Here is a 20,283-nt window from a genome sequence, read left to right as displayed (position 1 = left end):
CCTGTCGGGGGCCTGTCGTAGGAGGCATCCGTGCAATCAACAATTCTGGTTCCGCGGCTGGCCGCGGCGGCGTTCGCCATCGGAGTAGGGCTGGCGATCGGTAGCTGCGCGACGGCGTCGGCCGATTCGGGCGCGGCGGATTCGTCATCGACGGCGAGTACCGCTCGGACCGCGACGAAGGGGCCCGCCCGCGCGGCGACGAAGACGCCGACGGCCACGGCCACCAAGACCGGCACTGCCCGCGCGGCCCGGGTCTCGCCCGCGCCCGTCGCATCGGCGACCGCCGCCAGGAAGCTGCGCGGACCCTCACCGATCGCGATCGGCGTCGACGTGGTCGCCGCCAATCTCGCCACGATGCTCGGCTACACCCCGAAACCTGCCAACCTCGGGGGCATCGGCGCGATCCTGCCGCTGCGCACCGTGCTGCTCGACGCCGTGGACGCCTACCGGCGCGCAACGGACACCAATCCCGTCAACGGCGTTCCGGCGCTGCATCCCCGAGAGCTCTACCAATTCGTCACCGGTGAGGTGCTCGGCGATCTGATGCCCTCGGACCCCGACGGCAACAAGCTGACGTATCAGATCGCTCAGGGCCCTGCCAATGGCACGCTGACCATCAATGCCAACGGCACCTACTACTACAAGCCGAACGACGACTTCGCCGAATCCGGTGGCACCGACACCGCCATCGTCATCGCCGACGACGGGCAGCACGACCTTGCGGTGGTGCCGATCAACATCTCCGTCAAACCCACTCTCGGTGTGACCGAACGTTTCTGGTTCCGCAACTACACCCTGGCGCCGCTGAAGTTCAACGGCTACGCGGGCAGCACGGGCGATCTGGATTCCGGACCCGCCGTCGGCACGGTGATCCTGCCCGGCGGGGAGGCTCCCTGGGACGTGACCTGGTACCTGTTCAGCTCCGGTTCTGTCACAACGAATTTCGGCACCGTCGGATTCGGCTACACGCCTTCTGATTTCGGCTACGTCCCGGCAGGCTACGTCGGCACCACCTTCCAGATCGGATTCAAGACCAACTCGCGCGCCACCACCTGCAGTGCCGGCGGTAACGGCCAGTGCGACGTCCCCAACGACCGTCTCGCGATCGCGAAAGACAACGGCAACCCGACCATCACCCTCGGCGCCGACGACGCGGCCAAAATCGCCAAGGTGCTTCCGGGTATCTGCTACGACGGGTCGCAGGCGGGCTGCTCCTATGTGGCCAAGAGTCAGGTGGCCGGGTTCAGCCCGGTGCGCACGATCGGCACCCCGGTCACCAACACCACGTCAACGCCGACGACGTACACCGTCGCCCTGTCCGACACGGTCACCCAGTCCGACAATGTCGAGGTCAGCGTCAAGCTGTCCGGCGGCGTGCTGGCCAAGCTCGCGTCGCTGATCAACCTCGAGATCACAGCGAAGTACGGGCACACCTGGACCAACTCGAAGACCTTCACCCAAACGATGACGGTCCCCGTGGCCCCCGGCTACACCTCCTGGATCGAGGGTTCGGTGCCGGTGTGGAACGTGACCGGCGATTTCACGATCAAGATCGGAAACTCGACGTACCAGCTCAACGGGGCGACCTTCTCCACGCCCGACCCCAACGGTGTGGGGAGCTACGTCATCAAGACCAAGCCGATCGGCTCGACCGCCGACTGACCGGCCTCGCCACCCGGCCGCCCGCGGGGAGATATCCTCGAAGTCGGTCCGATGGCGAGGAGGTGACGGCGTGGTGGACGACAACGGTGCCGTGACCGCTGCGCCGCTGCCGGTCGGCGACATCCCGCCCGCCGAGCCCCGGGCCGAGACCCCGAAGGCCACCAGCAGCGCGTCGCGGCGAGTGCGCGCCCGGCTTGCGCGGCGGATGACCTCGCAGCGCAGCACCGTCAACCCGGTTCTCGAGCCGCTGGTGGCGGTGCACCGCGAGATCTACCCCAAGGCGGATCTGGCGCTCCTGCAGCGCGCCTACGAGGTGGCCGAGGCCAAGCACGCCGATCAGCTGCGCCGCTCCGGTGACCCCTACATCACCCATCCGCTGGCCGTCGCCAACATCCTCGCCGAGCTCGGCATGGATACCACCGCACTGGTGGCCGCTCTGCTGCACGACACCGTCGAGGACACCGGCTACGCCATGGAGACACTGACCGCCGACTTCGGCGAAGAGGTGGCCCACCTGGTCGACGGTGTCACCAAACTGGACAAGGTGGCGCTGGGCACCGCGGCCGAGGGCGAGACCATCCGTAAGATGATCATCGCGATGGCCCGCGATCCGCGCGTGCTCGTCATCAAGGTCGCCGACCGGCTGCACAACATGCGCACCATGCGGTTCCTGCCGCCGGAGAAACAGGCCCGCAAGGCTCGCGAGACGCTGGAAGTGATTGCCCCGCTTGCTCATCGGCTCGGTATGGCCACCGTCAAGTGGGAACTGGAGGATCTGTCCTTCGCGATCCTGCATCCCAAGCGCTACGAGGAGATCGTGCGGCTGGTCGCCGACCGGGCGCCGTCGCGGGACACCTATCTGGCCAAGGTCCGTGCCGAGATCACCTCCGCGCTGTCGGGAATGAAGATCAGCGCGACAGTCGAGGGCAGGCCCAAGCACTACTGGTCGATCTATCAGAAGATGATCATCAAAGGCCGCGACTTCGACGACATCCACGACCTGGTGGGTGTGCGCATCTTGTGCGACGAGATCCGCGACTGCTATGCGGCTGTGGGAGTTGTGCATTCGCTGTGGCAGCCGATGCCGGGCCGGTTCAAGGACTACATCGCCCAGCCCCGGTTCGGGGTGTACCAGTCGTTGCACACCACTGTCGTCGGGCCGGAGGGCAAGCCGCTGGAGGTGCAGATCCGCACCCGCGATATGCACGACACCGCGGAGTTCGGCATCGCGGCGCACTGGCGATACAAAGAAACCAAGGGCCGCAACGGTTTACCCGCCGGCTATACGGCCGCCGAAATCGACGACATGGCTTGGATGCGCCAGCTGCTCGACTGGCAGCGGGAAGCCGCGGACCCCGGCGAGTTCCTGGAGTCGCTGCGTTACGACCTTGCCGTACAAGAGATCTTCGTGTTCACCCCGAAGGGGGACGTGATCACGCTGCCGACCGGGTCGACGCCGGTGGACTTCGCCTACGCGGTGCATACCGAGGTCGGTCACCGCTGCATCGGCGCACGGGTCAACGGCCGTCTGGTGGCGCTGGAACGCAAGCTCGAAAACGGGGAAGTGGTGGAGGTTTTCACCTCCAAGGCGCCCAACGCCGGCCCGTCGCGCGACTGGCAGGGCTTCGTGGTCTCACCGCGCGCCAAGGCCAAGATCCGGCAGTGGTTCGCCAAGGAGCGCCGCGAAGAAGCGCTGGAGGCCGGTAAGGATTCCATCGCCCGCGAGGTTCGACGCGGCGGGCTGCCCTTGCAGAAACTGGTCAACGCCGAGGCGATGGGCGCGCTTGCCCAGGAGCTGCGTTACGCCGACGTCTCGTCGCTCTACACCGCGGTCGGCGAAGGTCATGTCTCGCCCCGGCACGTCGTGCAGCGGCTACTGGCCCAGCTCGGCGGTGCCGAGAGCGCCGAAGATGAACTGGCCGAACGCTCTACGCCGGCGACCATGCCGGTGCGTCAGCGCAGCACCGACGACACCGGAGTCGCCGTCCCCGGCGCGCCCGGGGTGCTCACCAAACTCGCCAAGTGCTGCACGCCGGTGCCCGGCGACAACATCATGGGCTTCGTCACCCGCGGCGGCGGGGTGAGTGTGCACCGCACCGACTGCACCAACGCCGCGTCGCTGCAACAGCAGGCCGAACGGATCATCGAGGTGAACTGGGCGCCGTCGCCGACGTCGGTGTTCCTGGTGGCCATCCAGGTCGAGGCTCTCGACCGGCACCGGCTGCTCTCCGACGTCACGCGGGTACTGGCCGATGAGCGGGTCAACATCCTGTCCGCCTCGGTGACCACCTCCAATGACCGAGTTGCCATCAGCCGCTTCACCTTCGAGATGGGTGATCCCAAACATCTGGGCCACGTGCTCAACGCGGTCCGCAATATCGAGGGTGTCTACGACGTCTACCGGGTGACCAGCGCGGCCTGAGGTTCACGGTCCGCCGTTGATGTACCACGCAAGACAGCCCGGATGGTGCCGGCACGCGATGATCGCCCCGGCATCCGGTGCGGCACCGCGAACCCTCGGCTGCGTGCGCGGCAGGCTGCAACTCTGCAGGTAGGGATTCCAGGGGATCACCCCGTCGTAGCAGCCCTGTGCAACGGAGCCGGACCGTTCGGCACTCGTCACGACAGCGGGCGCGATGAGGATGGTGATCGCCGCCAGTATGCCGAGAACGACATGGACGTTTCGCTGCAGGCCAGTACACATAACACGTTGTTGAACGCCTCTGCGCCGCAGATTATTTCATTGAAATCGACGGAATATCCAATGGGCGCAACGCTCTTGTTCGTAGTGGCCAAGACGCCTCTTGGAAAGAGATTCGCTATGAACAGATTTCACGTGTTATCAGCCACTATCGGGGCCGGCGCCCTGGTCTCGCTGGGTGTGTTCGCCGCGGTGGCGGCCAACCCGCAGGCCGACGGTGGCACATTCGTCAGTTCGGAGATGTCCACCGGAGTGACCGTTACCCAGTCTCCGGGCCCGGCCAAGGCCGACCTTCCGGTGGCGGTACCCGCCATCAAGGGGCCGGCACCGCTGCCGACCGAAGAGCAGGGCCTGCCCGGCTGACGGGCGCAGGCTCAGTTGAGCCGGATCGACTTGATCGTCACCGGCTTGGCCGGCTTCCCGTCGTCGGCACCATCGGCGATGCCCGTCGCCGCGATGCCGTCGACGATCCCGAAACCGGTCTTGTCGACCTGGCCGAACGCCGTATACGTCGGCGGCAGCATCGAATCGCGATAGACGATGAAGAACTGGCTGCCGTTGGTGTCGGGGCCGGAGTTCGCCATCGCCAGCGTGCCGCGCGGATACTTCACGGCTTGCTTGAGGGCCGGATCGAACGGGCGGTACTGGTTGGTCGGGTACTCGTTGGCGAACCGGTAGCCCGGCCCGCCGCTGCCCTGACCGGTCGGGTCACCGCACTGCACCACCGACAAGGACGATGCGTCGGTGAGCCGGTGGCACGGGGTGTCGTCGAAGTAGTTCTGCTGGACCAGACTCTCGAAGCTCTTGACCGTGCATGGCGCCTTCGCGTTGTCCAGGTGCAGCACGATCGGCCCGGAGTTGGTGACCACCGTCGCGTCGACGGTCGCCGGAGTGGTCGGCGCCTTGCCGGGGGCCGGCGGCTTGACGGGCTTGGAGGCCGGTGTCGCCGTTGCGGGGTACTGGCAGTTCGCGCCGAGGGTGGCCGGCGGGTTGAACGGCGGCAGCTGGTCGCTGCCGGGTGCCGCGGTGGTGGTCCGCCGCGGAATGCCCGCGCCGCCGGTGCGTTCCAGCTCGCGCGCCATCCACGCGAAGAACGCGATGCTGGCGACCACGACGACGATGCTCAGGACAGTCACCAGATAGCTGACCACCAGCCCGGCGATCGCCAGACCGCGGCCCTCCTCGCCGGACTTCTTGATCTGGGACAGCGAGATGTGGCCGAACACGATGCCCAGCGGTGCGAACAGGAACGCACAGATCAGCGACGCGATCGCCATCCCATTGGTCGGCTGCGGCGCGGGATAGGGATACGGCCCGTACGGCGCACCGTAAGGCGGCGGTGGTGGCGGGTAGTACGGCGGCGGCTGGCTCATCGCCGGCTAGTCCAGCAGGACCGACTTGAGGGTCACCGGGGTCGCCGGCTTGCCGTCCTGGCCGCCGCCCGCCACACCTGCGGCTGCGATCTTGTCCAGGGTGGCCAGTCCGGTCGCGTCGATCGTCCCGAACGCGGTGTAGTTCGGCGGCAGCTGCGAGTCCTTGTAGACCAGGAAGAACTGGCTGCCATTCGTGTTGGGGCCGGCGTTGGCCATGGCCAGGGTGCCGCGCGGGTATGTCACCGGCTGTTGCAGCGCGGGGTCACCCTGCGGGTACTGGTCGGTGGGGTACTCGTTGGCGAACTGATAGCCCGGTCCACCGGTTCCGCTGCCGGTCGGATCGCCGCACTGCAGCACCGACAGCGACGGCGACGTCGTCAACCGGTGGCAGGGCGTGTTGTCGAAGAAGCCCTTCTGGGCCAGGCTGGCGAAGCTGTTGACCGTGCACGGTGCCTTGGCGTTGTCGAGGACCAGGCCGAGGTTGCCGCGGTCGGTAGTGCTCATGCTGACGCTGACGGTCGCCGGAGTGGTCGGCACCTTGCCGCTGTGCGGCGGGTCGACCTTCTTGCTGGCCGGCTCGGGCGACGCCGGGTACTGGCAGTTGGCACCCAGGTTCGCGCTGGGCTTGAACGCGGGCAGGCCGCCGGCGGGCGGGGGAGCGTCGGTGGGTGCACCGGGATCAGCCGGGGCGCTGCTCGGCGCCGAGGTGGAGGCGGACGCGGTGTCCTTCTTGTCGTTGTTGGTCAGGACGAACGTGGCGACCAGGGCCGCGGCCACGATGATGGCCACCACGCCGCCGATCACGACGAACAGCTGACGACGCTTCTCCTGTTGGGCGCGACGCTCCAGCTGTCGCTCGAGCTTGCGCTTGGCCGTGGCACGTCGCTGTTCGTTGGTGGGCACCGGGGTGGTCCTCCGTTGGAGTCGGTTGAGACTGACGCCCCACTCTACGTGCGGTTGCTTGGACGCCCGCGGGACGGATTACCAGTAGGGGCGCAGTGGCAGGCCCTGCGGCGGCGCGTCGGCCGACGCACTCCCGCGGACCAGGTTGAACGTGAGGTTCAGCCGATGAGTCGTGTTATCCGTCGAGAAGCGGTCGGCCTGCGGTGTGAGATCCGGTTCGTCGTGGGCGGCCGCCGCGTGCGTGCAGGCCATCACCGCCGACCACACCGTCACGGCTCTGGCGATCTTGGGATCGTCGTGGCCTACTCCGCGTTGGTCGGCAAGGCCGCACCCGAGCACCTGCTTGCGGCGAACCGAGACAGCTTGCGCCACAGACGGATTGGCCGCGATGACCCGGCCCATGCGCTGCATACGATGTAGTGGCACCGGTCCGTCGCCGGCGACGACCCGGGCCACGGTGTTCTGGTGCGCGGTTCGCAGCCCTTCGACCAGGTCTTCTGATTCCGGCGAGGCGGCGAGGTCGGCGAGGATGGCGCCGAAGAGATCGTCGACGACGGCGAAGACGAAAGACTCTTTGTCCGGGAACGAGGCGGCGAGCGCATCGGGAGCAACGTCGAGTTCGGCCGCGATATCGGCCAGGGTCGTCGGGTAGAAACCGTGCACGACGAACAGTTCCAGTGCGGTGTCCACGATCGCGTCGCGGTCTACTTCGGTCATTGCCTGGCCCGATTCTCCTTCGGCGAGGTGGCCCGTGTTCCGTCTAAATTATTTAAGACGTCAATTATCTCGCGCGCGGCGGGTTTGGGCCGGATACCTGCGAGCGGGCTGGATACGGGATGGGAAACTGGACGATGTGCTGCTCACCGGGTTCCCGGCAGGCATGTTGGCATGCAACTGCTACGTGCTGGCCCCACGCGCCGGGGCCGACGCCATCGTCGTCGACCCGGGCCAGCGTGCTTTTGCCAACCTGCGGCGCATTCTCGACGAGAACCGGCTGACCCCGGCCGCCGTGCTGCTCACCCACGGGCACATCGACCACATGTGGTCGGCGCAGAAGGTGGGCGACACGTTCGGCTGCCCGGTGTTCATCCACCCCGAGGACCGGTTCATGCTCGCCGACCCGATCCGCGGCTTCGGGCCCCGGCTCGGGCAGATCGCGTTCGGGGCGCTGTTCCGCGAGCCGAAGCAGGTCGTGGAACTCGACCGGGACGGGGACAAACTCGAGCTCGGGGGCATCACGGTGACCGTCGATCACACCCCCGGCCACACCAGGGGATCGGTGGTGTTCCGGGTGGATCTCGGCGACCAGCTGGCGTTCACCGGGGACACGTTGTTCAAACAGTCGGTGGGGCGTACCGACCTGCCCGGCGGCAGCGGGAGGGACCTGCTGGGCTCGATCGTCGAAAAACTACTGGTGCTCGATGACGACACCCTGGTATTACCGGGGCACGGTGAATCCACCACCATTGGTCTCGAACGCCGTACCAACCCATTCCTCGAAGGTCTGACTCAGTGAGTGAATTCCAGGCACCCAAGGGTGTTCCCGACTATCTGCCGCCGGAGTCGGCAGAGTTCGTCGCGGTCCGTGACGGCCTGCTGCGGACGGCCAGGCTGGCCGGCTACGGCGACGTCGAGCTGCCCATCTTCGAGGACACCGGGCTGTACGCCCGCGGCGTCGGTGAATCCACCGACGTGGTGTCCAAGGAGATGTACACCTTCGCCGACCGCGGTGATCGTTCGGTGACGCTGCGGCCCGAGGGCACCGCCGGCGTGATGCGCGCGGTCATCGAACACGGGCTGGACCGTGGTGCGCTGCCGGTCAAGCTCTGCTACGCCGGCCCGTTCTTCCGCTACGAGCGCCCGCAGGCCGGGCGCTACCGGCAGCTGCAGCAGGTCGGAGTCGAAGCCATCGGCGTCGACGACCCGGCGCTGGACGCCGAGGTGATCGCGATCGCCGACGCGGGCTACCGCTCGCTCGGGCTGGACGGTTTCCGCCTCGAGATCACCTCACTGGGCGACGATTCCTGCCGTCCCCAGTACCGGGAGCTGCTGCAGGACTTCCTGTTCAAGCTGGACCTGGATGACGACACAAAGCGCCGTGCCGAGATCAACCCGCTGCGGGTGCTCGACGACAAGCGCCCGCACATGCGCGAGATGACCGCCGACGCACCGGTGATGCTCGATCACCTCTCCGATGTCGCCAAGCAGCACTTCGAGACCGTGCTCGCGCACCTCGACGCGCTGAAGGTTCCGTACGTGATCAACCCGCGGATGGTGCGCGGGCTGGACTACTACACCAAGACCACGTTCGAGTTCGTGCACTCTCGCCTCGGGGCGCAGTCCGGGATCGGTGGCGGTGGCCGCTACGACGGGTTGATGCGTCAGCTCGGCGGCCAGGACCTGTCGGGTATCGGCTTCGGCCTCGGTGTTGACCGCACCGTGCTGGCACTGCGGGCGGAGGGCAAGACCGCCGGAAACCCGAGCCGCTGCGACGTGTTCGGGGTGCCGCTGGGTGAGCAGGCCAAATTGATGCTCGCGACACTGGCGGCGGGGCTGCGCGCCGACGGCGTGCGGGTCGATCTGGCCTACGGCGACCGGGGCATGAAGGGTGCGATGAAGGCCGCCGATCGCTCGGGCGCACGGATCGCCCTGGTGGCGGGCGACCGCGACATCGAGGCCGGCACCGTTGGGGTCAAGGACCTCGCGACCGGCACACAGGTCGACGTTCCGGTCGATGCGGTTATCACAGAAGTGAAAACGCGGCTGGCCTAAAAAGGCCAGCCGCGTTTCGCATTGTTCAGTTGGCTATCAGCCAGCCGGGCAAAGATCGGTCTTCGCGAAATTGATCGCGGCGTCCGCCTGAGCGTGGCTGATCTGGCCGGAGTTGGTGAAGTACGTCTGCGACAGCTGGTTGGGGTCTGCGCCACCCGCGAGGGCCTGGCAGATGGTGTGGCCGTCGGCGATCAAAGCTGCCTGGTCACCGGCGATTCCGGCGCTGGTCAGATCCTTGATGTAGTCAGCCTCGGCGTTGGTGATCGCCCACGCTGCGGGCGCGCCGACGAGCGCGATGGCCCCGGCGGCAGCAGCCGCCGTCAACAAACCTTTGATCATTGTTCTTGTCCCTTGTGGTGTGCATTGGAGTTACTGCTGCGGCAGAAGTTACTAGGTTTTCAGCAGATGCGCAGGGAAAGCCCAAAGTTCGAGGGCGCGCCAATCACGCGCCGATAAACCGGGCCTTTTGGGACATGAATTCAAGTTGTGGGCCGTGCTCCCTCATTTAACCAATTCTCAAGGGATTCTTGGTGGACCCTTGGGCTTTTCGGGAACCGTGTCGTTCCCGCGGCCCGTTTGACAACTATGAACACCGCGGCCGGTACTGAGCTCATCGAGAGTTACCTGCGCACTCGGCAGGTCCGGTGCTTCCGCGGACACCACGACGACGAGTACTTCTTCCTCGTCAGCGCCTACCACGGTCGCCTACACGTCCACCTGCAGCCGTGCGGGCCCGACGGGGCGGCGGTGCGGATCAGCATCTCTGCCGAGCGGTACTACCCGGCCGCGCACCGCGCGCGGGTCGCCGACTTCGTCGACCAGTGGAACGACGCCGACCCGCAGGTGACCGCCGCAGTCTTCGAGTCCTCGGATCCGCGTCTCGTCGGGGTACTGGCCGAGCGGCGCTACCGATCGGGTGGTGCCGAGTTCGGCACCTTCGTCGATCAGGCCGTCCAGTCGGCGATCGACCTGTTCGGCCGGCTCAGGGCGTTGGTGGCGTCCCCGTCGGACTCCACGCATCTGCTCGACGCGGGCTAAGGAGAGCCGACGGTCTTGGCCCGGCGCTGGAAGTCGTCGAAGGCTTCCTGGCCGCGTAGCGGGTTGGCGGCGTCGACCACGCAGAAGTCGAGCCCTGCCGGGTCGCGCATGATGACCCAGCGGCCGGGATGTGTGGCGAACGAGTCGTCGACCATGGTTGCGCCCAGCGCGAGCAGCCGGGTGATCTCGGCGTCGAGATCATCGGTGTGGATGTCGAAATGCACTCCCGCGCGCGATGATCCGACATCCTGGACGACGATCCGATTGTCCGGCGACGCGTCGTGGAGGTAGGTGTATTCGTCGACACCGGTCGGCACGACGGTGGCGCCGAGCGCGTGCTCCCAGAAGGAGACGGTGTCGTCTTTCGCTGCCGACGGAACGTCGATGATGAAGGTTTTCAACAGATTACGGTGCATGCGGTTCAGCCTTGTCAGGATCGAAGGTACGACGGATCGGTACGGTCACGCGCCGCGACGAGGTTGTTACCACTGTCGGCGAACGGGATCGGCATGGTAGGCAGCATGCCGGACCATTCGATGACATTGTCACGCAGCATGATTCGCCACTCGCCATCACGGCGTTCAAGCCGGTCGAGGTAGCGGCCGCCGGCCAGCCAGTTGCTGTCGTCGCGGTTGCGCGCGGCGAACAGGTAATAGGTCTCACTGTGTGCGACGTCGCCGTCGATCTCACAGCTGTGGTTCAGCAGATAGTGGTGTGTCGCGATCTGACCGTCCTCGTGCATGCCGTGCGCCCATTGGTACAGGTCATCGGGTCCGCCGGTGAAGTCGCCGGCGGCGATCACGGCGGTGGGGTGAAAGGCTGAGACGAAGAGTTCCCGGTCGAAGCGGTCCATGCCGCGGCTGAACCGGGTCAGGCAGTCGGTGATGTCCTGGCGGTCGAGCACGGTGCGTAGCCGCTGATCAATGTCGGTCATGAGACTCCTGTGCGAGGGGACCCCAGATGGGCGATCCGCGTTCTGACCGCAGCGACGGGATGATGCGGCCGTCGATATCGGTGATGCCGTAGCGCGCGGCGAGTTCGGCGGTGATGAACGTGCCGCCCGACAGGTCCATGAGATCGGGATCGGTGGCCAGGGCCGCGATCACCCGGCCGGGAAACTCGGGGGAGCTGCCGGCGCTCGGCATGGTGACCGGGGACCTGGTCATCTCGGGCCGTGCGGCGAGGTTGCGGTGCGCGCGTTCGGTCATCGTCAGTCCCTGCCACAGGGACACCGAGGCGACCTGGTGCGGCGCGAGTTCGATCGCCATATCACGGGCCATGCGGTCGACGGCGGTCTTGCAGAGTCCGAAGACAACGCCGTAGGTGTAGGTGGCGCCGGTATAGCCGGAGGTGGCGACGATCAGGCCGGAGCCCTGTCCGACCATGATCTCGGCGGCGTGGCGGGCGGCCACGAAACTGGAGCGCACGCCGACGTCGACCATCGCCCAATCCGAAAGCGGCTTCTCCCAGAAGGGTTCGGGGTCGGTCAGATTCTCCGGCAGGGCGAACGCATTGTTGACGAGAATATCGAGCCTGCCCTGCTCGGCGCGGACCCGGCTGAACAGTGCGGCCACCTGTGCGTCGTCGGAATGGTCGACGGGGACCGCGATCCCGGTGCCGCCGCGCCGGGTGACCTCGACCGCGGCCTCGGTGACGGTGCCCGGAAGATCGTGCTGGCCCGCGGCGGTCGTGCGGCCGGTGAGGTACACGACGGCGCCATGATCGCCGAGTGCCAGCGCGATGCCCTTCCCGATGCCGCGGCTGGCCCCGGTGACGACGGCGACCGCCCCGGCAAGCGACGTCACGCTGTCTCCTCGCCGAGCAGTGCTCCGCTCGGGTCGCCGACGGCGCGCCCCGTGTAGCGACCGGCGTCCAACGGCATGCCCATGAGCCCGGCCGACCAGTCGACGGCCTCGCCCATGTCGCGGTACCAGTCGTAGAGCATGGTGCGGCGCGCGATCCGCCAGTGGCCGCCGACCTTGTCCAGCCAGTCCAGATAGCGGCCGCCGATCATCGTGTCGCGGTCCTCTGGTGTGGCGCGAATCCGGTGATAGGCGAGAACGTGGGTTTCGGCCAGAGCGGTATCCGAATGCAACTGGATCAGGCTCTGCCCCAGCACATGCTGGGTGACCACGACGTCGACAGAACCGGGGACCACCCAGGCCAGGTAGTCGTCGACGGATCCGGCGAAGATGCCGTAATCCACGGTCGCGGTGGGCCAGAACGCGCCGTCGATCAGGGCCGCGTCGCGCCGGTCCTCACCGCGGGCCAACCGCGCGAGGCACTGCCGGATCGACTCCCGGTCGAGCATTTCCCCGATCGCATGGGTATCCGGGTTCAGGGTTGCACCTCCATCGAATCTGACTGTCCCGCAATCAAACAGATTTACTAGCTGATCGTAAAGTAATGTAACTCCGCGTGAAATGCACGGTTTTGTGAATACCTTTCCGCTCGGCAAGTACAGTGGCCGGGTGACCGCGGAAGCGCCCTTGGCCGATGACACCGGCTGGACCCCGACCACCCGGCGGCGGATGCTGGACACCGCGATCGACCTGTTCAACCGGTACAGCTTCGCCGGCACGTCGTTGCAGTTGATCGCCGACGAGCTGGGCCTGACCAAAGCGGCGATCTACTACCACTTCCGGACCCGGGAGCAACTCCTGCTCGCCCTGATGAAGCCCATCCTCACCGAGATCGCCCAGGTGGTCGATGCTGCCGAGCGCAAGCGCGGCGCGCGCGCCAAGACCGAAGCGATGCTGGCCGGCTATGCCGGAGTGGTGGCGGCCCATCGGACGCTGGCCGCGGTCACCACGTTCGACCCCAGTGTTCGCGACGTTTTGCGCAACCAGCCCGAATGGTCAGCCGTCATCGACCGTCAGCTCGCGCTGCTGACCGACCGGAGCTGCCCGGCGGGCGCCATCAACGCGGCGGTGGCCCTGACCGGACTGGCAGGCGGTGCCGCGACGGCGCCACCCGACATCGACGACGACACCCTGCGCGCACGGCTGCTCGAGGCCGGCCGGCGGATCTTGAGCCTGCAGAGCTAGTTTCAGCGCACCCCTCGCCTGCGGGTGAACACCCAGATCAGCCCGACCGCCGTCGCCACGATGATCACGATCACCGCGACGCCCAGCGTCACCAGAAGATTTCCGCCGTCGTCGCTGTCGGAACCATGGTGGATCACCCGTTGATAGGGGTCATCGGTGGACGCCGGGGCGAAGGTGAAATCCGTTGTGATGGACGACGGTTGGATGATTGTCGTCGAAATCCTGGTCAAGTAGGGATTTTTGGCGCTCAGCTCGGTCAGTGTCTGGTCGCTGGTGCGGCCCTGGATCGAGCCGGCGTAGTCGACGGCGACGTCCTGGTGGGTAGCGTCGGCGTCGGTTCGTTGCATCCGGTGCTGTGCCAGGGTGTAGACCACCACCCGCTGAGTATCGTTGGCGGCGGCTGACATTCGCATGGGGTACACCAGCTTGTCGGAGGTGAAGTCCAGCCGGACCGGGTCCAGCTGACCACTGAGCGGCCGTTCCCCGGTCAGTCGCATCGCCACGAACGACCAGCCCTGTGTGAGATAGGGGTCGAGCTGGGCGGTGACCTCCGGGCGCATCGTATAACCGTGTCCATCCAGCCACTGACGCACGCCGGTGAGATCGCCACCGGTCAAGGTGGTCGCCTCGATGGGGCCGAGTTGCACCTGCGCGACGACGGTCGGGCCCCCGGCGGGGACGGCGCCGGCCTCATCGAGCCCGCTTCCTGCGGTCCGGCTGGGCTCGATCCGTGGAGCGGTGAGCCGCTCGAGTTCGGCGAACAGGCGGGGGTTGGCCGAGGTGGCGGTGGCCGGCGTCGGAGTCGGCACGATCAGCGCCGCGTTGTCGGCCACCGAGTGCAAGTCCAGGCGCATGACGATGGTCTCGTTGGTGCCGTCGATGGCGACCAGGCTCTGTTCCCCGGTCACCCGGGCGTCGAGGTCGGGGCTCACGATGCCACCGCAGGCGCATGCACCCGCGGTCGAAACGGGGCTCGCGACGAGCATTCCGGCGGCCAGAAGGGCCGCGGTGACGACATGCGTTGTACGCATGCCAGCCATGATGCCTGGCTCAGTCGTGCCGCGTGCCGAAAGTCATGCGACTGAGCATCCGGTCGCGCAGCGTGAGAGTGTGCAACAACACCGCCGACACGTGCGCGGCGATCGCCGCTACGAGCAGATACGCGAGTACCGAGTGCGCCTGGCGCAGCACGAAGAACAGATCGGCGTCGAACGGCGCGATCCGCGGCAGCGCAACCGAGCCGAACACCACGACGGGGCGACCGGCCGCGGACACCATCGCCCACCCGATCAGCGGCTGCGCCAACATCAGTGCGTACAGGCCGATTTCGGAACCGACGACCAATAGATGCTCGACCGAGCCGACGGTGTCCGGCAATCGCGGTGTGCGGTGCGTGAAGCGGTTGGCCGCGCGCACCACCACAATCAGCAGGATCAGCACCCCCAGCGTCATGTGCACACCGACCAGCGCGCCGTAGCCGCCCAGCGAGTTCACCATCACGAACCCGATGAACAGCGCGCTGAACACCAGGGCGGCGGTGAGCCAGTGCAGAATTCGGGTGCGGACCGGGTAGCGGTCGATCTCGGTCACGGGCCGACCTCTGACACCTGAACCGCCGGTGGCGACTTCGGTTCGCCCGTGCGCTGCCGATATGACGCCGCATAGATGTCGGATCTCGCCGAAAGCAACGGGTCGTCGGACGGTTCGATGCCGTCGGGCAGCACCAGGGGATCGAAGTTGACGTCGCGGGCATTGCCGGGCGCCTCGGTCGCCGCCGCGGTCAGCGTGAGCAGCCCGACATCGATGCTCTGGCGGTCGTCGGGCCAGGGGAGTGTGGCATCGGTCAACGGGTCGCCGGGCTGCGCGATGGTGACCAGCAGATGCCAGCGCAGCGGCCCGCCACGCAGCTGGCGGATCAACGCGTCGAACAGGCCGTTGGCATTCCCGGAGCGCGGGGCCGGGGCGCTGTTCTGCTGCGGCACGAGTGACCATCGCACCGGGGTGCGGACGCCGGCCTCGTTCACGAAATAGAAGGCGTTGAGGCTGCGGAACGTGCTGTCGCCGAACCCCTTACCCGGTGGGTGCTTCTTGATGATGTCCATAGCGGCGGCGGTCTCCGGGTGGGCGGCCAGGAAGGCCTTCGTCGCGGCAGGATCGGGCTGGCCGGTCCCCGGCACGATCTTGGACGCGAGCAACCGGTCGTAGAACCCGCGCGGTGAATTATCCGGGAACACCGGAAGATTCAGCATCGCCGTCCGCCACTGGTCGCGGCCGGGAAACCCGATCGCCAGTCCCAGGCCTCGGGGTGCGCCGGGGGCGTCGGTCACGTGGGCATCGCCGCCGGACAGCGAGAACCGGCCGACGACGGGAACCTGCCCCGGCCGGAACAGAGCGGCACGGCTGAGGTCCGCGGCGTTGCCGTTGCTCTCGAAGTAGCCGCTGACGGCCAGGCCCTTGGCGTGGTTCTTGCGGAAGCCGAGCTGCGGACCGTTGACGGTCCGGAATCCGTTCAGGAACGTCGTGCGGGAGCTGTCCGACCCGATCCACTTGTTGGCGTAGGCCACGGCTCCCAGATCGACGGCGAGAAAGGCGCCGACCGCGCCCAGCCCGACCAGAACCGACCGGCGGTTGACGGCGGCGTTCACTCCCCAGCGCGGACGGTTGGTCACCTATGTGGGGACGCGCTGCCGGCGGATTTTGTTCACTGTCGTGACACACGTCACGCGGCAAGTCTAGATGGCGGTGGCAGCCCTCAGTACGGAGTCGAGGTCGCCGAGGCCGCCAGTGAACGGGTTGCCCCGCAGCAGCACGAAGGAACCCGCAGGTGTCTGCGCCACCAGCGTGGGTGAACTGGAGCCGATCTGCATCCGGCGGTGGATGGTGACGGCATCGAGTGTGGCCACCACGGTTCCGTTCCCGTCGCGCAAGACCCGCGCGGCGCGGTCGAACACCGCCACCGGGCGGTAGTCGCTGACCGGGATCGCTCGGGTGCCCCGGATGTGCCGCACCGCCACGGCGGTGATCGCCGCACTCGCCACCCCGACGGCGAGGAACGCCAGACCCAGCCACACGGGCGTGATCGCGGCCAGGCTGACCGCACCGAATCCGCCGAAGACCAGCGCGACGACACCGGCAACGAACGCGAGCACGGCGCGCGGGCCGTTACCCCGGTCGATGACGAGAACCAGGGGGCCGTCCTCGGCGATCACCAGACCGCCGACCTCACGCAGGATGCGGGGCATCCGGTGAGTCTAGATAGCCACTAGATGGCCATCGCGGCCCGCACGTCGGCCTCCGACGCCGACCCGCCCGTCCCGCTGGAGGTCACCCGGCCGGCCTCCAGGATGTAGTACTGCTGAGCGGATTCGAGTGCGAAGCCGATGTGCTGTTCGACCAGCAGCACGCCGAGGTCACCCCGGCGGGTCAGCGCGGTGATCGCCGCTTCGATCTCGGCGACCACCGATGGCTGGATGCCTTCTGTCGGCTCGTCGAGGATCAGGATCTTCGGGCTGGTGATCAGTGCCCGCGCAATGGCCAGCTGCTGACGCTGGCCACCGGAGAGCAGACCGGCTCGGCGCGTGAGCAATTCCTTGAGGGCGGGGAACAGGTCGAGCTGTTCGTCGATCAGCTGCTTGCCTCCTCTGCGGCCATCGGCCACGACCTGAAGGTTCTCGGCGGTGGTCAGCTGACCGAACGACTGCTGGCCCTGCGGCACATAGGCCAGCCCGCGCTTCACCCGGGCGCTGGGCCGCAGCTTCGTCACATCGTCACCGTGCAGCAAGACCTTGCCTGCGCTGCATTTCAGCAGGCCGACCGCCGCACGCAGCAGCGTCGTCTTGCCCGCACCGTTGTGCCCCATGACCGCGGCGACTCCGTCGGAGGGCACCTCGATGCTGACGCCGTGGATGACCTGTGATCGTCCGTATCCGGTACGGACGTCGACCAATTCGAGCATCAGGCAGTCTCCTCGATCAGTTCGTCCGGAATGCCGTCGGTGCCCGCCGCCGCGGTGCCCAGGTAGACCTCCTGCACCTTCGGGTTGGCCTGCACCTCGGCGACCGAACCCTCGGCGATCACCTGGCCGCGGGCCAGCACCGTCACCGAGGTGGCGAAGGCCCGCATGAAATCCATGTCGTGCTCGACGACGACGACGGTGCGCGAGGAACCGATGCGGCGCAACAGGTTTCCGGTCTCCTCACGTTCCTCGCCGCTCATCCCGGCGACCGGTTCGTCGAGCAGCAGCACATCGGCGTTCTGCACAAGCAGCATGCCGATTTCCAGCCACTGCTTCTGGCCGTGGGCCAGAACGCCGGCCGGACGATCCGCCAGGTCGGACAGCCCAATCGTCTCGAGCGCTTCCTCGATGGCGGGCAATACCGCCTTGCGCCTACGCAGCAGGGTCAGCCACGACCGGCCCGCCCCCGCGGCGATGTCGAGGTTCTGCAGCACGCTCAGTTGCTCGAAAACGCTTGCGGTCTGGAAGGTTCGGCCGACCCCGAGCCGGGCGATCTGGTGGACCTTCTTGCCCAGCAGATCGACACCCGATTTGTCGACCGATCCGGTGGCGGGCACCAGACCGGTGATCGCGTCGATGACGGTGGTCTTACCGGCGCCGTTGGGGCCGATCAGAAATCGCAGGTCGCCCTGGAACAGCGTGAGGTCGACTTCGTTGACCGCCTTGAACCCGTCGAAATCGACGGTGAGACCGCGGACTTCGAGATACTGCGTGCCCATGCCGACATTGCCGCCGGCTACCGGTTCCGCGACTTCGGTCATTGCGCAGCTCCCACCGGTTCGGATTCGGGTTGCGGATCGGGCTCACCACTGGGTTCGGCGGCGTCCTTCGTGCGCTTGCGCCGGCGGAACAGTGCACCCAGACCGGCCAGTCCGGCGGGGAAGAAGCCGACGACGACGATGAACAGCAGGCCCTGGGCGTAGGTCCAGCCCGACGGAAAGCGTTCGGAGAAGGCCGTTTGCGCCCACGCCACACCGATGGCACCCAGGATGGGTCCGAGCAGGGTGGTCCGGCCGCCGATCGCCACACCGATCAGGAAGGCGATGGACGGTACGACGCCCACGTTGGCCGGGGTGATGAAACCGATGATCGGCGCGAACAGCGCGCCGGCGATACTGGCGAACAGCGCGGCGGCGGTATAGGCGACGACCTTGATGTTGGCCGGGTCGTAGCCCAGGAACCGGACGCGTTCTTCGCCGTCACGCACCGCGACCAGAAGCTCGCCGTAGCGGCTCTGCATCAACTGGCGCACCACCGCGACGACCACGAGTAGCGTGCCCGCGGCGATGAAGTACAGCATCTGACGGTTCACCGGATCGGACAGTTTGAACCCGAAGAACGTCCGAAAGCCGTTGAGCCCGTTGCTGCCGCCCAATGTCGCCTGCCCGACGAGCAGGATCGCCAGCGCGGCGGCCAGCGCCTGGGACAGGATCGCGAAGTAGGCGCCCTTGACGCGGCGCTTGAACACGCCGAGCCCGAGCAGTGCCGCGATCGCCGTGGGGACCACGACGATCGCCGCGAGCGTGAACGCCGTCGAGGCGAAGGGCTCCCAATACGATGGCAGCGCAGGGATTCCCGCGATCTGCATGAAATCCGGAACCGCCTGCTTGCGGACTTCGGCGTCGGCGATCTTGAGGTGCATGCCCATCATGTAGGCGCCAAGGCCGAAGAACACACCCTGGCCCAGAGTGAGCATGCCGCCGCGCCCCCATGCCAGCCCGATACCCGCCGCGACGATCGCGTAGCAGAGGTACTGGCCCAGCAGGCCGAGCCGGAAGCTGGACAGCACCGCGGGCGCCACGCCGAACAGCACGATGGCGGCGACCGCGAAACCGGCCCAGGTCTGCCACCGGCCCACCAGCGCTCTCATACCAAACTCCTTGTCCGCACGGTGAACAACCCTTGCGGGCGGACCTGCAGGAAGATGACGATGATCACGAACACGATCACCTTCGCCAGCGATGCGGTGGTGCTGTATTCGATGAACGAGTTCATGATTCCGAGTGCGAACGCCGCGATCACCGTGCCCTTGATCTGGCCGAGTCCGCCGACCACGACCACCAGGAACGCGTCGATCAGATAGCTCTGACCGATGGTCGAACTGGTGGACCCGATCAGCGTCAGCGCCACACCGGCCACGCTGGCCAGTCCGGAGCCGATGAAGAACGTGGTGATATCCGTGCGCCGGCTCGAAATACCGCTGGTTTCAGCCAGATCCCGGTTCTGCACGACGGCCCTGATGCGCCGCCCCATCGGGCTCATCTTGAGGACAGACGCCAGCACGACAACGCAGACGACCGCCAGCACCAGGATGAAAATCCGGGTCTTGGGCACCACCGCGCCGAGGATCTCGACGCCGCCCGACAACCACGTCGGCGCGGAGACGTTGACCGCGGGCGCGCCGAAGATACTGCGGGCGGCCTGTTGCAGGATCAGCCCGACGCCGAACGTCACCAGCAGCGTGTCCAGCGGCCGGTCGTACATCCGCTGAATCAGGGTGACTTCCAGCAGAACTCCGAGCAGGCCGCCCACCACGAATCCCACGACCAGCGAAACCAGCAGGGATGCACCGGCATTCGAGATCAGCTTCTGTACCACGAACGCGGTGTAGCAGCCGACCATGATGAATTCGCCGTGCGCCATGTTGATGACGCCCATCTGGCCGAAGGTGAGCGCCAGCCCCAATGCCGCCAGCAACAGGATTGAGCCGAGACTCAATCCCGTCGCCAGCTGTCCGACAAGGACTTCCATACTGTGCTAATTCCCCGTCGC

24 protein-coding genes are annotated in these 20,283 nt (G+C 66.9%); 7 read left to right on the top strand and 17 right to left on the bottom strand.

Annotated features, from left to right (window positions below):
- The first annotated feature begins 30 nt into the window (after positions 1-30).
- Complete coding sequence (locus EV580_RS02190) at positions 31-1,662, top strand: cadherin-like domain-containing protein (RefSeq protein ID WP_133689516.1); 1,632 nt, start codon at positions 31-33, stop codon at positions 1,660-1,662.
- A 106-nt stretch (positions 1,663-1,768) separates the two neighbouring features.
- Entirely contained in the window at positions 1,769-4,084 is a 2,316-nt protein-coding gene (locus tag EV580_RS02185; protein WP_286171520.1) for a RelA/SpoT family protein, read from the top strand.
- A 3-nt stretch (positions 4,085-4,087) separates the two neighbouring features.
- Here the strand turns inward: EV580_RS02185 and EV580_RS02180 are convergent, their stop codons facing one another.
- Positions 4,088-4,366: a hypothetical protein gene (locus EV580_RS02180; RefSeq protein WP_166654561.1), complete on the bottom strand. Its 279-nt coding sequence runs from the start codon at positions 4,364-4,366 to the stop codon at positions 4,088-4,090.
- Positions 4,367-4,498: 132 nt separating this feature from the next.
- Here EV580_RS02180 and EV580_RS02175 point away from each other — a divergent pair, with 132 nt between their 5' ends.
- A complete protein-coding gene (locus EV580_RS02175; RefSeq protein ID WP_133689514.1) occupies positions 4,499-4,726 on the top strand; it encodes a hypothetical protein in 228 nt (75 codons plus the stop codon).
- 11 nt (positions 4,727-4,737) lie between these two features.
- Here EV580_RS02175 and EV580_RS02170 read toward each other — a convergent pair whose 3' ends face one another.
- From EV580_RS02170 to EV580_RS02160, 3 genes are all read right to left on the bottom strand, one after another.
- Positions 4,738-5,736, bottom strand: a complete 999-nt coding sequence (locus tag EV580_RS02170) for a peptidylprolyl isomerase (RefSeq protein WP_133689513.1) — start codon at positions 5,734-5,736, stop codon at positions 4,738-4,740.
- 6 nt (positions 5,737-5,742) lie between these two features.
- Entirely contained in the window at positions 5,743-6,639 is an 897-nt protein-coding gene (locus EV580_RS02165) for a peptidylprolyl isomerase (RefSeq protein ID WP_133689512.1), read from the bottom strand.
- Positions 6,640-6,717: 78 nt separating this feature from the next.
- The gene (locus tag EV580_RS02160) at positions 6,718-7,356 is read right to left on the bottom strand and encodes a TetR/AcrR family transcriptional regulator (RefSeq protein WP_133689511.1); all 639 of its coding nucleotides are present in this window, start codon (positions 7,354-7,356) and stop codon (positions 6,718-6,720) included.
- Between the two features lie 136 nt (positions 7,357-7,492).
- On the opposite strand from EV580_RS02160, the gene EV580_RS02155 reads away from it, so the two are divergent.
- Positions 7,493-8,155, top strand: a complete 663-nt coding sequence (locus EV580_RS02155; RefSeq protein ID WP_133689510.1) for an MBL fold metallo-hydrolase — start codon at positions 7,493-7,495, stop codon at positions 8,153-8,155.
- Positions 8,152-9,411, top strand: a complete 1,260-nt coding sequence (gene hisS / locus EV580_RS02150) for a histidine--tRNA ligase (protein WP_133689509.1) — start codon at positions 8,152-8,154, stop codon at positions 9,409-9,411. Before EV580_RS02155 ends, hisS begins: the two co-directional genes overlap by 4 nt.
- Positions 9,412-9,447: 36 nt before the next feature.
- On the opposite strand, the gene EV580_RS02145 is transcribed toward hisS, so the two are convergent.
- The gene (locus EV580_RS02145) at positions 9,448-9,750 is read right to left on the bottom strand and encodes a DUF732 domain-containing protein (RefSeq protein ID WP_133689508.1); all 303 of its coding nucleotides are present in this window, start codon (positions 9,748-9,750) and stop codon (positions 9,448-9,450) included.
- A 246-nt stretch (positions 9,751-9,996) separates the two neighbouring features.
- Between EV580_RS02145 and EV580_RS02140 the strand changes: the two genes are divergently transcribed.
- A complete protein-coding gene (locus tag EV580_RS02140) occupies positions 9,997-10,449 on the top strand; it encodes a hypothetical protein (protein ID WP_133689507.1) in 453 nt (150 codons plus the stop codon).
- On the opposite strand, the gene EV580_RS02135 is transcribed toward EV580_RS02140, so the two are convergent.
- The 4 genes from EV580_RS02135 to EV580_RS02120 are packed head-to-tail and all read right to left on the bottom strand — an operon-like array spanning position 10,446 to position 12,760.
- Positions 10,446-10,865, bottom strand: coding sequence for a VOC family protein (locus tag EV580_RS02135; RefSeq protein WP_133689506.1), 420 nt, complete (start codon positions 10,863-10,865; stop codon positions 10,446-10,448). The two genes, EV580_RS02140 and EV580_RS02135, sit on opposite strands and share 4 nt — an antisense overlap.
- Before the next feature lie 14 nt (positions 10,866-10,879).
- Positions 10,880-11,383 (bottom strand): nuclear transport factor 2 family protein, encoded by a 504-nt coding sequence (locus EV580_RS02130; RefSeq protein WP_133689505.1) that lies wholly within the window; start codon positions 11,381-11,383, stop codon positions 10,880-10,882.
- On the bottom strand, positions 11,370-12,254 hold the full coding sequence (locus EV580_RS02125) for an SDR family NAD(P)-dependent oxidoreductase (protein ID WP_133689504.1): 885 nt from the start codon (positions 12,252-12,254) through the stop codon (positions 11,370-11,372). The genes EV580_RS02130 and EV580_RS02125 overlap by 14 nt, the downstream gene beginning before the upstream one ends.
- On the bottom strand, positions 12,251-12,760 hold the full coding sequence (locus EV580_RS02120; RefSeq protein ID WP_133689503.1) for a nuclear transport factor 2 family protein: 510 nt from the start codon (positions 12,758-12,760) through the stop codon (positions 12,251-12,253). Before EV580_RS02120 ends, EV580_RS02125 begins: the two co-directional genes overlap by 4 nt.
- Positions 12,761-12,920: 160 nt before the next feature.
- Between EV580_RS02120 and EV580_RS02115 the strand changes: the two genes are divergently transcribed.
- Positions 12,921-13,496 carry a TetR/AcrR family transcriptional regulator gene (locus EV580_RS02115; RefSeq protein ID WP_286171418.1) on the top strand — a complete coding sequence of 192 codons (576 nt, stop codon included), beginning with the start codon at positions 12,921-12,923 and terminating at the stop codon, positions 13,494-13,496.
- A 2-nt stretch (positions 13,497-13,498) separates the two neighbouring features.
- Here the strand turns inward: EV580_RS02115 and EV580_RS02110 are convergent, their stop codons facing one another.
- From EV580_RS02110 to urtB, 8 genes are all read right to left on the bottom strand, one after another.
- Positions 13,499-14,527: a DUF2330 domain-containing protein gene (locus EV580_RS02110; RefSeq protein ID WP_166654560.1), complete on the bottom strand. Its 1,029-nt coding sequence runs from the start codon at positions 14,525-14,527 to the stop codon at positions 13,499-13,501.
- Between the two features lie 19 nt (positions 14,528-14,546).
- Positions 14,547-15,086, bottom strand: coding sequence for a cytochrome b (locus EV580_RS02105; protein WP_133689500.1), 540 nt, complete (start codon positions 15,084-15,086; stop codon positions 14,547-14,549).
- Entirely contained in the window at positions 15,083-16,165 is a 1,083-nt protein-coding gene (locus EV580_RS02100) for a catalase family peroxidase (protein ID WP_286171417.1), read from the bottom strand. The genes EV580_RS02105 and EV580_RS02100 overlap by 4 nt, the downstream gene beginning before the upstream one ends.
- Before the next feature lie 63 nt (positions 16,166-16,228).
- On the bottom strand, positions 16,229-16,738 hold the full coding sequence (locus EV580_RS02095; protein ID WP_133689499.1) for a hypothetical protein: 510 nt from the start codon (positions 16,736-16,738) through the stop codon (positions 16,229-16,231).
- Positions 16,739-16,758: 20 nt separating this feature from the next.
- On the bottom strand, positions 16,759-17,451 hold the full coding sequence (gene urtE / locus EV580_RS02090; RefSeq protein WP_133689498.1) for an urea ABC transporter ATP-binding subunit UrtE: 693 nt from the start codon (positions 17,449-17,451) through the stop codon (positions 16,759-16,761).
- Positions 17,451-18,272 carry an urea ABC transporter ATP-binding protein UrtD gene (gene urtD / locus EV580_RS02085; RefSeq protein ID WP_133689497.1) on the bottom strand — a complete coding sequence of 274 codons (822 nt, stop codon included), beginning with the start codon at positions 18,270-18,272 and terminating at the stop codon, positions 17,451-17,453. The genes urtE and urtD overlap by 1 nt, the downstream gene beginning before the upstream one ends.
- A complete protein-coding gene (gene urtC / locus EV580_RS02080; RefSeq protein WP_133689496.1) occupies positions 18,269-19,381 on the bottom strand; it encodes an urea ABC transporter permease subunit UrtC in 1,113 nt (370 codons plus the stop codon). Before urtC ends, urtD begins: the two co-directional genes overlap by 4 nt.
- Positions 19,378-20,262 carry an urea ABC transporter permease subunit UrtB gene (gene urtB / locus EV580_RS02075; RefSeq protein WP_133689495.1) on the bottom strand — a complete coding sequence of 295 codons (885 nt, stop codon included), beginning with the start codon at positions 20,260-20,262 and terminating at the stop codon, positions 19,378-19,380. The genes urtC and urtB overlap by 4 nt, the downstream gene beginning before the upstream one ends.
- Positions 20,263-20,283: the final 21 nt, after the last annotated feature.

Source organism: Mycobacterium sp. BK086 (assembly GCA_004362315.1).
Lineage (GTDB): Bacteria > Actinomycetota > Actinomycetes > Mycobacteriales > Mycobacteriaceae > Mycobacterium.
The sequence above is the reverse complement of the archived record's forward strand: the minus strand, read 5'-3'. Positions and strand labels throughout refer to the sequence as shown.

Bases quoted from the DNA above. Each gene is read 5' to 3' on its own strand.
- EV580_RS02180 (WP_166654561.1), bottom strand. From the start codon at position 4,366: ATGTGTACTGGCCTGCAGCGAAACGTCCATGTCGTTCTCGGCATACTG.
- EV580_RS02170 (WP_133689513.1), bottom strand. From the start codon at position 5,736: ATGAGCCAGCCGCCGCCGTACTACCCGCCACCACCGCCGCCTTACGGT.
- EV580_RS02160 (WP_133689511.1), bottom strand. From the start codon at position 7,356: ATGACCGAAGTAGACCGCGACGCGATCGTGGACACCGCACTGGAACTG.
- EV580_RS02145 (WP_133689508.1), bottom strand. From the start codon at position 9,750: ATGATCAAAGGTTTGTTGACGGCGGCTGCTGCCGCCGGGGCCATCGCG.
- EV580_RS02140 (WP_133689507.1), top strand. From the start codon at position 9,997: ATGAACACCGCGGCCGGTACTGAGCTCATCGAGAGTTACCTGCGCACT.
- EV580_RS02135 (WP_133689506.1), bottom strand. From the start codon at position 10,865: ATGCACCGTAATCTGTTGAAAACCTTCATCATCGACGTTCCGTCGGCA.
- EV580_RS02130 (WP_133689505.1), bottom strand. From the start codon at position 11,383: ATGACCGACATTGATCAGCGGCTACGCACCGTGCTCGACCGCCAGGAC.
- EV580_RS02120 (WP_133689503.1), bottom strand. From the start codon at position 12,760: ATGCTCGACCGGGAGTCGATCCGGCAGTGCCTCGCGCGGTTGGCCCGC.
- EV580_RS02110 (WP_166654560.1), bottom strand. From the start codon at position 14,527: ATGCGTACAACGCATGTCGTCACCGCGGCCCTTCTGGCCGCCGGAATG.
- EV580_RS02095 (WP_133689499.1), bottom strand. From the start codon at position 16,738: ATGCCCCGCATCCTGCGTGAGGTCGGCGGTCTGGTGATCGCCGAGGAC.
- urtE (WP_133689498.1), bottom strand. From the start codon at position 17,451: ATGCTCGAATTGGTCGACGTCCGTACCGGATACGGACGATCACAGGTC.
- urtD (WP_133689497.1), bottom strand. From the start codon at position 18,272: ATGACCGAAGTCGCGGAACCGGTAGCCGGCGGCAATGTCGGCATGGGC.
- urtC (WP_133689496.1), bottom strand. From the start codon at position 19,381: ATGAGAGCGCTGGTGGGCCGGTGGCAGACCTGGGCCGGTTTCGCGGTC.
- urtB (WP_133689495.1), bottom strand. From the start codon at position 20,262: ATGGAAGTCCTTGTCGGACAGCTGGCGACGGGATTGAGTCTCGGCTCA.